The 15,247-nt window shown below is 68.7% G+C and carries 10 protein-coding genes; 3 read left to right on the top strand and 7 right to left on the bottom strand.

Annotation, left to right across the window (positions count from 1 at the left end; genetic code table 11):
- Window positions 1–1,151 precede the first annotated feature (1,151 nt).
- Entirely contained in the window at window positions 1,152–2,054 is a 903-nt protein-coding gene (locus ACVBEQ_RS24480) for a ParA family protein (protein ID WP_447155988.1), read from the top strand.
- Entirely contained in the window at window positions 2,051–3,193 is a 1,143-nt protein-coding gene (locus tag ACVBEQ_RS24475) for a ParB/RepB/Spo0J family partition protein (protein WP_447155987.1), read from the top strand. The genes ACVBEQ_RS24480 and ACVBEQ_RS24475 overlap by 4 nt, the downstream gene beginning before the upstream one ends.
- A 79-nt stretch (window positions 3,194–3,272) precedes the next feature.
- Here ACVBEQ_RS24475 and ACVBEQ_RS24470 read toward each other — a convergent pair whose 3' ends face one another.
- Window positions 3,273–4,220 carry a D-alanine--D-alanine ligase family protein gene (locus ACVBEQ_RS24470; RefSeq protein ID WP_447155986.1) on the bottom strand — a complete coding sequence of 316 codons (948 nt, stop codon included), beginning with the start codon at window positions 4,218–4,220 and terminating at the stop codon, window positions 3,273–3,275.
- A gap of 91 nt (window positions 4,221–4,311) precedes the next feature.
- On the bottom strand, window positions 4,312–5,601 hold the full coding sequence (locus ACVBEQ_RS24465; protein ID WP_447155985.1) for an aminotransferase-like domain-containing protein: 1,290 nt from the start codon (window positions 5,599–5,601) through the stop codon (window positions 4,312–4,314).
- A 260-nt stretch (window positions 5,602–5,861) separates the two neighbouring features.
- Here ACVBEQ_RS24465 and ACVBEQ_RS24460 point away from each other — a divergent pair, with 260 nt between their 5' ends.
- Window positions 5,862–6,773, top strand: coding sequence for a GNAT family N-acetyltransferase (locus tag ACVBEQ_RS24460; protein WP_447155984.1), 912 nt, complete (start codon window positions 5,862–5,864; stop codon window positions 6,771–6,773).
- 58 nt (window positions 6,774–6,831) lie between these two features.
- Here ACVBEQ_RS24460 and ACVBEQ_RS24455 read toward each other — a convergent pair whose 3' ends face one another.
- From ACVBEQ_RS24455 to ACVBEQ_RS24435, 5 genes are all read right to left on the bottom strand, one after another.
- A complete protein-coding gene (locus tag ACVBEQ_RS24455; protein WP_447155983.1) occupies window positions 6,832–7,983 on the bottom strand; it encodes an N-acetylmuramoyl-L-alanine amidase in 1,152 nt (383 codons plus the stop codon).
- Between the two features lie 258 nt (window positions 7,984–8,241).
- Window positions 8,242–8,565 carry a thioredoxin gene (gene trxA, locus ACVBEQ_RS24450; RefSeq protein WP_447155982.1) on the bottom strand — a complete coding sequence of 108 codons (324 nt, stop codon included), beginning with the start codon at window positions 8,563–8,565 and terminating at the stop codon, window positions 8,242–8,244.
- 49 nt (window positions 8,566–8,614) lie between these two features.
- The gene (gene trxB, locus ACVBEQ_RS24445) at window positions 8,615–9,631 is read right to left on the bottom strand and encodes a thioredoxin-disulfide reductase (RefSeq protein ID WP_447155989.1); all 1,017 of its coding nucleotides are present in this window, start codon (window positions 9,629–9,631) and stop codon (window positions 8,615–8,617) included.
- A gap of 153 nt (window positions 9,632–9,784) precedes the next feature.
- On the bottom strand, window positions 9,785–13,408 hold the full coding sequence (murJ, locus tag ACVBEQ_RS24440; RefSeq protein WP_447155981.1) for a murein biosynthesis integral membrane protein MurJ: 3,624 nt from the start codon (window positions 13,406–13,408) through the stop codon (window positions 9,785–9,787).
- The coding region (locus tag ACVBEQ_RS24435; RefSeq protein WP_447155980.1) for a DUF6049 family protein at window positions 13,405–15,247 on the bottom strand (1,843 nt) is incomplete at its 5' end. The genes ACVBEQ_RS24435 and murJ, both read right to left, overlap by 4 nt.

The raw sequence follows: 15,247 nt of genomic DNA, 5'->3' as shown, positions 1-15,247 counted from the left end.
CAGTCGGTGATTAAGCTATTAAGCGCCCGGTTCATCGAGCACGAATCGATGTGAGGGATGTGACGGTGGTGACCGGGCGAGTGGCCGGCGCTGATAGAGCTTTCGCGCAGCGGGCGCGGGCGAGTGAGTCAGTGCCGCTCCGGTGGTCGCGCGAGTGCTCCGCTGCCTATGGAGGTTTCCCGTGAACCCGTCGGCGGGTGCGTCGAGTGTCGTCTGTGCAGGGTTCCCGGTGCCTGTGGGTGTCGGTTTCTCAGCTGGAGCGTCACTGGGCGTCGGGCCCTCCGGCCGGGGGATGGAGTCTGCGGTGGCGCGCCAGCGACCTGCGCCGCTTGTGGTTCGGCCACTGCTGCGAAGCGATCTGAGTGCGGGACGGTGCTGGACCGGATTGGTCACCGACGGAATGGTCCGCTCCGTGGACCGGCGGTGCGCCGGCAAGTGCCGTATGTGCAGGGCTCTCGGCCGTTACGCAGCTGGAATCCTTGCTGAGGCATCAGTCGACGTCAGCGGCGAGCCGGTCGCTGTGGGACGGACGCTCAGCGAATGGGTGCTCGTTGGCCGCGGGCTTCGCCCAGTTGAACGTGAGTGCAGACGGCCGTAGGTCCCACGTTTCACGTGAAACGGCCGGCGCTAGGAGGTTTGCGGCGCGAGTTCCACTGCAGAGCCGGGACCGTTGAGTCGAGCGCTGGTCAATCCGCAGAGGGCGGCTTCACTGTGTCGGACGCGCATGACCCCGAAAGCGCCGCGCATCAATTCGGTCTCTGTTCACCCGAAACGCCATCCGGCGACTTGACCGCAAGCCGGACCGAACGCGCTGCCACGACGCCGATCGGGCCAGCGCGGTAATTAGTGTCCGTTTCACGTGAAACGCCAGCCGGTCCGGTGATGGTGACCGCGACGGCGACGGTGACGGCAAGACCGAGCAAGAGGCACTGCGTCCGATCAACCCAATGCGCCACTCGTCAGGCCTGGCAGCCCACCGTTTCACGTGAAACGGCGCCGATGCGCGGATCCGTGTGGCAGACGGGTCACGTTTGCGAGGTGCCGCGGCGTGGTGCACAGAACACGACGTGCTTCGGCCGTAGCGTCCGCATCGCAGTGGCGTCACCCGTTCGTGGCGCCGTTCGCGGCTCAGTTTCGGACCTGGAGGCCACATGAGTATCGACTTCGACGTTTCACGTGAAACGTCCGACGACGAGGAGGACACCCCGCTCGCGCGGGCGTCACTCGCAGCCATCGAGATGCGATCGGGGGATCTGACGCTTCCGAGACCGCGGCATCGTCGGGTGTTCTCCGTCGCCAATCAAAAGGGCGGCGTCGGGAAGACGACCACCACGGTGAACATCGGAGTCGCACTCGCGCTCTCCGGGTTGCACGTCCTCATCATCGATCTCGACCCGCAGGGAAACGCGTCGACCGCGCTCGGCGTGCAGCGGACCGCCGGGACACCGTCGGTCTATGACGTCCTGGTCGGCGAGATCACCCCCGCGGAGGCGATCCAGACCTGCCCGGACGCACCCAGGCTCGGTTGCATCCCCGCCACCATCGACCTCGCCGGCGCGGAGATCGAACTGGTCACCATGGAAGAGCGTGAGACGCGCCTCAAGAAGGCGATCCAGGCGATCGACGTCTACTACGACTACATCTTCGTGGACTGCCCGCCGTCCCTCGGCCTGCTGACGGTCAACGCGATGACGGCCGTCGACGAGGTGCTGATCCCGATCCAATGCGAGTACTACGCGCTCGAGGGACTCGGCCAGCTGCTGAACAACATCAACCTGATCAAGGAGCACCTCAACCCCGACCTGCTGGTCTCCACCATCCTGCTGACGATGTACGACGGCCGGACCAAGCTCGCCGACCAGGTGGCCAACGAGGTGCGCAGGCACTTCGGGCCCAAGGTGCTCACCACCTCCATCCCCCGCTCGGTCAAGATCTCCGAGGCACCGGGCTTCCAGCAATCCGTGATGACGTACGACCCAGGGTCCCGCGGCGCCATGAGTTACATGGACGCCGCCCGTGAAATCGCCGAGCGTGGCACGAAGGAGCTGTCATGACAGGCAAGTCAAGGGGCGGTCTGGGACGGGGTCTCGCCGCGCTGATCCCCACCGGACCGGACACCACCACGGTCGCCGACGTCCTGATCAACGGTCCGGCACACCGGCATGAGGCACCGCCGCTGGCCCTGGTCGGCCGGTCCCATGGCGCCACCGCGCTGCAGGACCAACCCGCGGAGGAGGAAACGCCGCTGCAAAGGCCCGTAGCTGAACACAGCGCCGCAAGAGCCGAAGTTGTTGATACGTCATCAACCAACCAAGGCCCCCGGTACCTTGACATCCCGATCGACCAGATCAGGCGCAACCCGAGGAACCCTCGCACGGTGTTCGACGAGGACGCGCTCGTCGAACTGACGCATTCCATCCGCGAGTTCGGGCTGCTGCAACCGATCGTCGTCCGCGATGTCCCCGGCGGCGGGTACGAGTTGGTGATGGGTGAACGCCGCTGGCAGGCGGCGCAGCGGGCCGGCCACACCACCATCCCTGCCATCGTCAGGCGCACCGAGGACGCGGACCTGCTCCGCGACGCTCTGCTGGAGAACATCCACCGGGCCAACCTCAACCCGCTGGAAGAGGCCGCGGCCTACCAGCAGCTGCTCGAGGAGTTCGACGTCACCCAGGAGGAACTCGCGTCACGGTTGGGTCGTAGCCGGCCGGTCATCTCCAACACCATCCGGCTCCTACGCCTCCCGGTGCCGGTCCAGCGTCGGGTCGCGGCGGGGGTACTGTCCGCCGGTCATGCCAGGGCGCTGCTGGCGTTGCCGGATCCCGATGACCAGGAGCAGCTCGCGGCAAGGATCGTCGCGGAGGGGCTGTCGGTGCGCGGCGCCGAGGAAGCGGTCACCCTGCTCGCCGGCCGGCCGGCTCCACGCCGCCGGAACTCCTCCAACAAACGGGTCATTCCCGGCTTGGACGATCTCGCTGTGACGCTGTCGGACGCGTTCGACACCAGGGTCAAGCTGGAACTCGGCCGCACGAAGGGTCGGATTGTCGTCGAATTCGCCACTCACGAGGACCTCCGGCGCATCGTGACGGTGATGGCACCCGAGGCGATGAGCACCTTGGTTCTCAGTGGTGAGAATGACGAAGCAGAAAGCGATGTCGGCGACCGGGAACCCCAGGCAGAACTGTCACGGTGACGCATCGGCCGGAGGGGATCGCCGTGGTATCGAGAAATGTTGGCATGCAACAGATCTCCAGCGAGGCGGTCTTCTCCGGTCAGAGCGACCGGGCGATCGCCCTCTCTACAAGGTCGGTGTAGACCGCACCGAGCTCGCGGCCGGATTCCGTCACCGACATCGGCAGCATCGACGTTTCCGTCAGCCCGGGGGAGACGTTCACCTCCAGGAAGTGCACGACACCGTCCTCAGTGGCGATGGCGTCGGTGCGGGAGACGTCGCGCAGACCCAGAGTGCGGTGGGCACCGACGGCCAACTCCGCGGCGGCGGCCGCGACGGAGTCGTCCAGCCGGGCCGGAGTGAAATATGTCGTCAGGCCGGCGGTGTACCGGGACTCGTAATCGAAGATGCCGCTCTCCGGAACGATCTCGACGGCCGGTAGGGCGATCGCCTCGTCACCCTCCTCGATCACCGTGATCGCCAGCTCGACGCCCTCGACGAACTGTTCGACGAGGACGATCTCGCCATATGCGAAGGCACCGACCAACGCGGACGGCAATTCCTCGGGCGACCGAACCGCCGCCGCACCCAGGGCCGATCCACCGTGCTGCGGCTTGATCATCAGCGGCAGGCCCAGGTGGCTGACCAGCAGACCGATCAGGGTCTGGGCGCCGAGGTCCCGGAAAGTCGAGTGGGACAACGACATCCACCGCGGCGTCGCATGTCCGGCACGGACCATCAGGTTCTTGGCGATGTTCTTCTCCCACGACAGCCGGCAGTTCATGCCCTCCGTGCCGACGTACGGGACACCGGCCATCTCGAGAATGCCCTGGATTGCGCCGTTCTCGCCGCGTCCGCCGTGCAGGGTCACGATGGCTGCGTCGGGTTTCGCCTCGATCAGCCACGGGATCAGTTCCGAATCCGCGTCCCGGATGGTGACCTCCATACCGCGCGCACGGAGCGCCTCGTGCAACCGCGAGCCCGACCGCAACGACACGTCACGTTCGTGACTGAGCCCGCCGGACAGCACCACCACGTGTCGCGTCATCGAGATCTCCTTGTACAGCAGTGATGTCGGTCTGATACTGGTCGGCAGAGCGCGCAGCGGGGGAAGCGAACCCGGCCCCCAGGTGCTCCCGTCACGCCGTGTCCGGGGACGGGGAGGACGGACCGATGGCCGGCCGCGCCCACGTCGTACCGAACGTCCGCATGACGTCGAGCTCGCTGTCCAGCACCCCGGCGAGCCGGCGGACGCCTTCGACGATGCGCTCGGAGGTCGGGAAACAGTACGACAGCCGGAGCTGCCGGGAGCCGAGACCGTCTGCGTAGAAAGCATTTCCGGGCACATAGGCCACCCGGGCGGTGACGGCGCGGGGCAGCATCGCCGCGGCGTCGAACCCTTCCGGCAGGGTCACCCACACATAGAAGCCGCCGTCCGGATGCGTCCACGTCGTGCCGGGCGGCATGTGCGCCTCCAAGGCGGTCAGCATCGCGTCGCGGCGTTCCGCGTAGGTCTGCCGGTAGGCCTTGATCTGGCCGAGCCAGTCGAACTTCGCCAGGTACCGCGAGATGAGCATTTGGTTGAAGACCGGCGGATTGAGCGTCGCAGCCTCGTTCGCCAACACCAACTTCTCCCGGACGGCGTGCGGCGCGAGTACCCACCCGACCCGCAGACCCGGAGCGAAGGTCTTGGAGAACGAGCCGAGGTAGATGACGTTCTCGGCATCGTCGGCCCTGATCGCCCGCCGCAGTTTGTCGTCGAAACCCAGCAGCCCGTAAGGGTTGTCCTCGAGGATGGCGATGCCGGCGCGCCGGCACATGTCCGCGATGACGCCGCGGCGATCCTCGGACAGTGTCACGCCGGCCGGGTTGTGAAAGTTCGGAATCGTGTACAGCAGCTTCACCCGCCGGTTGGCCGCGGCACACGCTTCGATCGCCGCTTCCAGGGCTTCCGGGATCAGCCCCTCGTCGTCCATCGCGACGTGCACGACCTGCGCCTGATAGGCCTGGAAGGTGCCGAGCGCCCCGACATAGGACGGTGCTTCGGCGAGGATCACGTCACCGGGATCGATGAAGATGCGGGTGGTCAGATCCAAGGCCATCTGCGAACCGACCGTCACCATGACGTCGTCCGGGTGCGCCTTGATGCCCTCGAGGGCCATCACCTGGCAGATCTGTTCGCGCAACTGCGGAATGCCCTGGCCGGACCCGTACTGCAGCGCGACCAGGCCGTCCTCGGAGACCAGCCCAGCGGCTTCGGCGGCGAGTGATTCCAATGGCAGTGACCGGAGGTACGGCATCCCGCCGGCCAGCGAGACAACTTCCGGTCGGTTGGCGACGGCGAACAGAGCCCTGATGGCCGAAGCTCGCATCCCGGCGGTACGGTGCGCGTATCGCTGGATGTGCTGGTCCAGGCTGTTGCCCGTCATGGAAACACCTCGAGAGTGGCTGCCGGTGCTGCGCGACCCGGAAGCGAACAGCGGATGCTGGCCGGCGCCGGAACGGTCCGGGTCATCGTAACCGGGGAGCCCGGGCCCGCTCGTGTCGCGACGGTGCAAGCCCCGTCACCACCCGCGGCGAGAACCACCCGTTCCCGGGCACCTATCCTTGTGACCACGTCAGTGGCCCGCCTCGGGCCGGATTCGCGCCGACCGACGCCGGTGGCGCACGGACAGGCTCAAGGAGCGGTGTGACGCGAGCGCTGGTGCCACTGTCGATGACGACGATCGGCTTGTTGCCCGAGCGCTGCCGCGGCTGTGTTTCGTGGGAGCTCGACGCCCAGGCCGTGCGGTCCGCCGTCAGGATGGGCGACACCGAGTTCGAGAAGGAGGTGTGGCTCTCCGGAGTCATGCTGACCTGGGGATCGGCCGGGCAGATCGTCACCGTCGATGACCTCCCCGTCGGGTTCGCATTGTTCGCGCCACCCACCGCGGTGCCGGGGGCGGGAGCGTTTCCCACCTCGCCGGTCTCACCCGACGCCGTCCTCCTCACCACCGCCCGGATCCACCCCGACTTCACCGGTCAGGGGCTGGCGCGCTACCTGATGAATGGTGTCGTCCGCGAGTTGACCCGGCGCGGCGTCCGGGCCATCGAGTTGTTCGGTCGCGAGGAGCCGGCGATCCCCGGCGATGAGCCGCCGGATTCCGCGAACGACGCCACGGCGGACGACGGCACCGGGAGCGGCGGCATCGGGAGGAGCGGCATGGGGGACGACGATCCCTCTGCCGAGGTGGGCTGGATGCAGGAGGTCGGCTGGATGCAGGAGGCGGGCATCGACGTGCGCTGGGCGGAGTTCGACGCGCAGGGCTGGACCGCCCGCGGCGCCGTGCAGGCCAGGGCCGGCGCACCAATGGGATCGGCGCCGGCCGCCGACAACGCGGTCGACGACGAGGTGCCGCCCTGCCTGCTGCCCGCTGCCTTTGCCCGCGCCGTCGGCTTCGTCGACGTCGCCGCGCACCACCGGTATCCGCGGCTCCGGCTCGAACTGGGTCGGGACATCGGCTGGAAAGCCGAGGTGGAGTCGGCGCTGGAGAAGCTGTTCACCGTGATCACGGTGCCCGCGTCGCCGTCTCCGGTGCCGGAGCTGGCGGGTCAGCGCTGATCCGAAGCGTGGCCGACGGGGACGCGCCTGGACAGCGGCGATCCGGAGTGTCCGAGGATCAGGCCGAGTCGCGGATCATCCGCTCGTGGGCCAGCAGGTCGGAGAAGGAGAAGCTTCCCGTCTGCGGGTCGTCCCGGCCGTCCAGGTAGAGCCGCTTCACCGCGACCAGCAGACCGTCCGCCAACAGGTTGCGGAAGTCGTCCGACTGCAACCGCTCCCGCTCGTACGGGTTGGATAGGTAGCCCATCTCGACCTGGATGGCCGGCATCACGGTGAGCCGGAGAACATCCCACGGGCGGTGATGCACCCGGCAGTCCGCGAACCGGGTGCGGGCGACCAGTTCGCGCTGGACCAGCTGGGCCAGCGTCTCGCCGACGGTGGAGGTGGCGCCGGAGTCCGTGCCGAAGTGGAAGGTGGCGATCCCGCAGGCCTGCGGGGAGGTCGACCCGTCGATGTGCAGGCTGAGCAGCAGGTCGGCCTTCACCTTGTTCGCGTAGCCGGCGCGTTCCTCGGCGGACGGATTTTCGTCCGGTCCACGGGTGAGCGAGACACGCATGCCGGCGGTCGTCATCCTGGATCGGAGGCGGGCCGCGATGTCGTACGTCAGGTCGGCCGCGTTCGCGTCGCCGACGGTCCAGCCGCGGTCGTCGGCGCCGTGCCCCGGGTCGAGCACGATGTGCTTGCCGTGCAGCAGCGGCCCGGCCTGCCGGACGAGCTGGTATTCGCGGAGGTACTGCGGGCGGCCGCCGGTCACCATCCGGCCGATGCGGTTCAGTTCGCGGTACGTCTCGGGCCCGAAGACACCGTCCTCCGACAGGCCACGATGTCGCTGGAAGTCCCGCACGCAGCCGTCGGTCAGCGGCCCGAAGATGCCGTCGGGGCGGCCAGTGTTGTAGCCCATCTCGGCCAGCCTGGTCTGCAGGGCCATCACGTCGTCGCCGGTCATCATCGCGGACAGCGTGTAGGTCAGCGGCCGATCGCCGAGCGTCCACTTGGCGTCGGTGAGAGAACGAATCGTCACCGGGCCGACGATCCCGTCGACGATCAGGCCGCGGCGCTGCTGGAAGTTGCGGATCGCGCCGTCCGTCGCGGCGTCGAATTCGACGAGCGACCGGTCGGTTCCGTTGAGTGAGGGGAGGAGCTGCAAGCTCGCCAACGCCTCGCGGAGCTCCGCCACTGCCGGACCTCGATCACCGCGCCGCAGCAGCATCGCTCTCCTAGATTCTCATCGACATCGGTTCGTCTTCGGATCGCACGCACATCTTCGACCCGTCAAGGAAGACGTTCCGCGGGCACAACGGTTGACTCCCGGATGTCACCCACCGGCGCCCGCCCGGTTTCGCACATCATTGTGCAACGAAAGACCGGCTCAGTCCGACCAGCACACGCGCCGATCGACGGGTGAACGACGAACTGCCGCCGGCACCGGAGGATATCCGGTGCCGGCGGCAGTGTCGTACGGCTGGGCTCAGGCCAGGACGTCGGCGAACTCGGCGAGCAGAGCCGCCTTGGGCTTCGCTCCGACGACCTGCTTGGTCGGCTTTCCACCCTGGAAGACCAGCATCGTCGGGATGGACAGGATCTGGTACTGCTGGGCGATCTGCGGGTTCGCGTCGATGTCCAGCTTGGCGACGGTGACCTTGCCCTCGTGCTTGGCGGCGATCTCCTCGAGGATCGGGGACACCATGCGGCACGGACCGCACCACTCGGCCCAGAAGTCGACGATCACGGGGACGTCGGACTGCAGGACGTCGGCGTCGAAGCTGGCGTCGGTGACCTTCACGGTTGCCATGCGGTTCTTCTTTCTGTCGATGAAGCAGGAGTCGGTCGGTCGGGAAGTCTCAGACGCCGAGGGAGTCGGCGAACGCGGCGACCGGCTCCTGAGGGAGCGGATCGGTGGTGTGGGTGGTCGGGAGCGGATGTGACGCCAGGTAATGCTGGGCGTCCAGAGCGGCGGCGCAGCCGGACCCGGCAGCGGTGATGGCCTGCCGGTAGATGTGGTCGACAAGGTCGCCGCTGGCGAAGACGCCTTCCACACTGGTCCCGGTGGAAGCGGTCGCACCTACCGCGTGCCCGGTCAGCACGTAGCCCTCGCCGTCGGTGGCGACCTGGTCGCGGAACAGGTCCGAACGCGGGTCGTGACCGATCGCGACGAACACACCCGTCGCCGCCAGCTCGGTCTGCTCGCCGGTGACGGTGTCGGTCAGGGTGACCCCGGCGACGCTGGTCTCGCCGTGCAGCGCGGTGATCGCGGCGTTGGTGATCCACCGGATCTTCGGGTCCTTGCGGGCCCGGTCCAGCATGATGGCGCTGGCCCGGAACTCGTCCCGGCGGTGCACGATCGTCACGGACCGGGCGAAGCGGGTCAGGAAGGTGGCCTCCTCCATCGCGGAGTCGCCACCACCCACGACCACGATGTCCTGGTCGCGGAAGAAGAAGCCGTCACAGGTCGCACAGGCCGAGACGCCGCGGCCGATCAGCCGCTGCTCTTCGGGCAGGTTCAGGTAGCGCGCGGCGGACCCGGTCGACAGCACCACGGCGCGCGCCCGGTGCAGCACACCGTCGACGGTGACCGTCTTGATCGGGCCGGACAGGTCCACCGCCTCGGCGTCCACCGTGCGCAGGTCGGCGCCGAAGCGTTCGGCCTGCTCGCGGATCTTCGACATCAGCTCCGGACCCTGGATGGCCTCCGGGAAGCCCGGGAAGTTCTCCACCTCGGTGGTCGTCATCAGCGCGCCACCGTAGGAATAGCCCTCGAACACCAGGGGCTTCAGCTCGGCACGCGCCAGGTAGATGGCGGCGGTGTATCCCGCCGGACCGGAACCCACAACGATCACGTCATGCACCGGCCCTGCCACCTGGGTCGTACCGGCGAAATTCTGGTCGCTCACAACATCCCCTTCGTTACCCGCCGGCGCCAGCGGTCGTGTGACGCCGTCCCGGGTGTTCTGCGCAGTCAGGTCAACGCCAACCTATCGGGCAAGATTCCCCAGCTCCGGGAGCCCGGCGGCTCACCGGCCCTGCACCACGACCTCGTTGATCTTCCCCTGGAACTGGTTGTCCGGGGTAGGGGTGAGCTTGGTCAGGAACACCAGCAGGTACTTGGACTTGGGTGCGCCGGTCAGCGTGATGTCCGCGACGCCGTTCGTCACGGTTCCCGTCCCGACGACCTTCGTCTGGTCGAACGTCGGGTTCGGGGTGGTCGCCGATCGGACCTCGACGACCGTGTCGTTGGTGGTGCTCTTGATGTTCACCGCGGTCGGGGTCACCTCCCGCTCGAGCTCGAGCATCAGGCCGACGCCGGTCTTGAGAGTGGGAAACTGCTGCTTGTAGACCCAGGTGAGCCACGCGGACTCCTGGTTGCCGTCGAACGCCCGGTCGACGTAGTCCTTGTAGTCCGGCGACCCGTCGCCCTGCGGGTCGAAGACCTGGCCGCCGACGATCGGCACCGACGCAGCCGCGGGCGGGGCAGCGGACGATGACGCCGCCGTCGGAGCGGCCGACCCCGGGGCGGCAGGCGCCGCGGTCGTCGGCTTCGCCGCGGCCGAGCTGGCGGCGGAATCGATCATCGGCAGCTCGTCCGGCGCGGTGTTCTGGATCGATGCCACGAACTGGTTCGTCAGACCGCCCAGCGCGATCACGATCAACACCGCGAACACCGAGAGGACGACGGCGGCCAGGCTGAGCTTGACCCGCCGCTCCTTGATCAACCGCCGGTCGGCGGGGCTCAACGGCTTCACGGGGGCGGCCTGTGCCGGCTGCCCCTGACCGACGACGTCGGGACTGCGGAGCAGCGCGGCGATGGCGCCGACGGCATGGATGCCGTCCGGTTCCTCCGGGTGCAGCGCCCGTTCCGCCAGCGCCGACAGCGCCTCGGGAACGGCCGGGTTGACCTCGGCCGCCGGCAGCTCACGGCCCAGACTCGTTGGTGCGGCAAGGAACTCGCCGATGTCGGCGGCCGAACCCGGCTTGATCGGATCACCGAGCGGCCAGCTGGCGGTCAGCATCAGATACAGCAGTGCGCCGATGGACCGGATGTCCTGATCCGTCGTCGCGGACCCGTGGGCGATGACGTGCGAGAGCCGAACCTGGCCGTCGAAGTTGACCCGGATCAGCGACGGGTTCAGCGCACCGAACGCGATCCCGTTGCGATGCGCCTCGGCAACCGCCTCGGACAGCTTCGCGGTGATCGACGTGGCGACGTCCGCCTCGAGCGGCCCGCTGGACAGCAGGTCGGTCAGCGTCGCGCCGTCCACCCACTGCCCGACGACGTAGGACTGGCCGTAGTCGGTGCCGACATCGAGCGTCTGCGGCAGGCCGATGTGGTGCAGCCGGCCGGCCCGCAGCGTCCGGGCGACCGTGGCGGACGCACCGCTGGTGTCCGGGAGCATCGTGACGGCCATGTCGCGCGGCAGCACCGTGTCCTTGGCACGCCAGAAGAAGTGCCCGGATGCGTCCTCGGAGACCAGGCTGACCAACCGGTACCGGCCGCCGATCGTGGTACCCGGAGTGAGCTCGGCGGGTGCGACCGCCGGCCCGCTGCCCGCGCCGGGTGTGACCGGGAGGGTGCGCTCGGCGGCACTGTCGCCGCCATCCGGGTCGTCTGTGTCGCCGTCTGTGTCGTCGTCGTCTGTGTCGTCGTGGTCGCCGAAGTCATCGGTCTCGTCCGGGATGTCGGACCAGGCCAGTCCCGTCACCGGGCCGGTGGCCGGGGACTCGCCGCCGTCCTGCTCGTCGCGGCCCTGCTCCTCGGGGTTGTCGAGGCCGTGCTTGCCACTGCGGACCGCGGGGCCCCCGCTGTCGTTCGGCACCGGGTTGGACACCTGCTCCCTGCTGCTCGTGTGCTGCCGGACCGTACCGACGGATGCCACTGCGGCAGCCGTCACGCTCGTCGTGGATGGTTGTTCACCTGCGAGGGTGTCATGTTCAGGGGCATCAGTGCGCCCTGCCGCACCCGGAACGGGTGGCCGGCGCCGAAGAATTCGGGTACGGAACAGGCCCAGCACCCGGTTCCGCAGCGGGATCAATTCTTCCACCTTGAGCAGCGTGGCGACCGCCACGATGACCAGCAGGCCGACGGTTCCGCTGATCGCGATCTGCACCAGCGCATCTCCGAGCCCGCGCACCTCCAGGTGCAGCAATCGCTCGCTCACCAGCAATGCCCCGCCCGCTCCGGCCGCGCCCGCGACCGTCATCTTGAGCAGCGTCAACAACGTGCGCCGGGTGCCCATCGGGCCGTACCTCGCGCGCAGCCAGATCTCGCCGGCGATGGCGCCAACCAGGTAGGAGATCGAGGTTGCGACGGCGAGGCCGGGAATGATCAGCCGCTCGTCGAGGCCCGCGCTGGCGATCATCAGCGGCACCCGGACGACGACCATGATCGCGTTGATGATCGTCGGCGTACGGGCGTCCTTCATCGCGTAGAAGACCCGCATCTGGACGAGCGTCACCGCGAACGGGACCAGACCGAACGCGAGCGCTGCGAGTGTGGTGCCGAGCACCACCGTCTGATCGAGTTCGACCGCTCCGTAGAGCGAGGTGACGACCGCCAGTGAGGTCGCCAGCACGATCATCGCCGCGGCGACGGGGGTGAGCGCGACGATCGAGAGCCGGCTGGCGAGCCCGGCGTCGTTCTTCACCTCGGCCATCTGCCCAGCAGCGGCGTGCCGGCTCATCCGCGGCATGATCGCCGTCAGGATCGACACCCCGATGATCCCGTAGGGCAACTGGAAGAGCATCGACGCGAACGCGTAGAGGGTGATGCCGCCGGCCTTGTCGGAGGCGACGTTGGTGGTGACGATGTAGCCGACCTGGGACACCAGCACGTAACCCACGGCCCAGAGCAGTAGGCCACCCGCTTCGAGCAGTCGGCGATCGCCGCCCCACCGCCAGCGGAACCGGAACCCGGACCGCCGCAGCGCCGGCAGCATGACGACCGACTGCAGCACGATCCCCGCTGTCGTACCGAGGCCCAGCACCAGGTACTGCTCGCGGCTGAGGCTGGTCAGGCTGCCGACCTGGTCCGACGGCATCAGGTGCAGCACGACGCCGACCACGATGACGAGCAGGTTGTTCGCCACCGGCGCCCAAGCCGGGATGCCGAACTTCTCCTTGGTGTTCAGGATCGCCCCGAACAGTGCGGCGATCCCGTAGAAGAAGATCTGCGGCAGCAGCAGGTAGGCGAGCGCGTTGGCCAGGCCCTGGTCGACGGCGCCGTCGTCACCCGACAGATAGAGCCGGGTCAGCAAGGGGGCCGCGGCCACCGCGAGCAGGGTCGCTCCGAGCAGTCCGACGAGTGCGACGGTGACCAGACGCTGGGTGTACCCGGTGCCGCCGTCCGGGTCGCTGCGGGCCCGGGACAGCAGCGGGATCGCGACGGACGTCAGCACGCCGCCGATCAGCAGCTCGAAGATGATATTCGGGAGGGTGTTGGCGAGCGTGTAGGCGTCGTTGACGATCCCGAAGCCCAGGACGCTGAGCAGCACGACCTTGGACAGGAACCCGGTGATCCGGCTGAACAGGGTGGCGACGGCCATCACGGCGCCGGCCCGGACGACGCCGCCGGTCCTGGCCGTCTTCATCCCGGTGACGTCGTCCACCGGCTGGTGCTGGGTGGGGACGCCTGAGGTCGTCATGAGCGGTCCGTCCCCACCTGGTCTGCGGTCACCGGCGGGTCGGACGGCCGCCGGTCCGAGCCATCGTGCGGGTCCGCCAGCAGGATGTCGCGCAATCCGGCAGGGGGTGGAGGTTCATCCCGATCCCCGCCGTAACCGTGGGGGTCGGAGGCCGTCTGCTCGGGGTCGTCACGGTCGACGGCGGATTCGGTGGGCTGACCGGCGGGGCCGCCCGCGGCGATCCTGGCCCGCCGCGCCCGCAACCGCTGCACGATCCGCAACACCACCATCAGCACCAGCACTCCGCCGGCCACGACGATCAGGACCACCGTCAACGCACCGTAGGCGGTGGACTCGACCGACAGTTCCACCGGCGGCCCCCACGCAACGCCGTTCGCCGCGAAGAGTTGCGCGGTGACCTGGAACTGACCGGACCGGGACACCTCGGCCGGGATCCGCACCTGCTGCGACCGGCCCGCCGGCACGACCTGGATCTCCGGTTCGGTGACGGTGAGTCCGACCCGCTCGCCACCGCTGATCCGCACCTGCACCGGAACGTTGTAGGGCAGCGTGTTCTGGACGGTCAGCAGCAGCGGTGACGACGACGACGCCAGGGTGTAGGAGTTGCCCGCGGACAGGATCTGCACCCCGTTGGTAATGCCCGCCGTTGTCGACTCCACCGTGCTGAGGTTCGCCTCGCCGACCGCCGGATCGAGCCGGAAGGCGGTGGACCCGGCGGCGTCGAGCGCCAGGTCGAGCGGTGCGAGAACCGTTTCAGGGTCGACCGTCTGGTCCGTCGAGGCGAGCGTCTGACGCAGGGCGTCCACCGCGGCCCTGTTGTCCTTGACCCGGTCCAGGTAGGAGGTCGGCAGCTCCTGCGACCGGGCCTCGTCCGGATAGTCGGGCACGGCGTCGACGGCTGCGCCCGCGGCCACGTTCTTCAATCGGACGCCCTCGATGACGCCGTTGCGGCCGAGGGTGGCGAGCAGGTCGGTGAGGACCGTCAGGCCAGGCGCATCCGGCGACCACCGGCGGTCGGGGGTGAACACGGCCGGTGCCGCGCTGCTGGCCGCCGACTGTTCGGTCAGCAACCCCGTCAGGGCGTTGACCCGTAGCGCCCAACCGGACGTCCGGCCCTCGGAGATCAGCGCTCCGACACCGTCGAGCACGTCGGCTTCTGCGACCACGGCCGGCACCGACACCTGTGCGGGGTCACCGCCGGCCACGACCCGTGCGGCGCCGGGCACCGTCTGCTCCGCTCTGATCGACGCGGACCCGAAGAGGCCGGTGGTGAGCCCGTCGGCGCGCAGTTCGGTCAGGGTGGCGGCGTCGACGGCCCCGTTGATCGGGTAAGCGGTCGTGGTGTCGACCGGAATGGTGCCGGGCGTCGCGGACGTGGTCCCGAGGACCCGCTGCGTCACCTCTGCGCCGTGTCGCACCGCAGCCTTCACCTCCCCGACCAGTCCCGCCCTGACCATGGCGACCACGTCGGGATCGCCGTACGGCAACGTCACCACCGGGTACCGGTCGGCGACGGTGCGCAGTTGCTGAAGGAACGACGCGGCGGCGGCCTGGCCGGTTCCCGCGATCGTCCCGGGAATGTCCGCGGCGCCCGGGGCGGCACCGGGCGTGGTCGGGCCGGGCGTGGTGGGGCCGGCCGTGGTGGGGCCGGCGGTGGTCGATGCAGGTGAAGTGGGCTGGGTCGTCGTGGGGGCGGTCGAACTGGCTGCGGCCGAGGGTGATGCCGACGCGGCGGCGCCGACCTCGCCGGGGAGAGCAGGGGCGGTGACCACCAGGGTGGGTGACTGCTGAGCCGTCGCGGCATCGATTCGTGCTTGTCCGTGGTACTCGGCAACCGTG

This window comes from Nakamurella sp. GG22 (assembly GCF_052976845.2).
The sequence above is the reverse complement of the archived record's forward strand: the minus strand, read 5'-3'. Positions and strand labels throughout refer to the sequence as shown.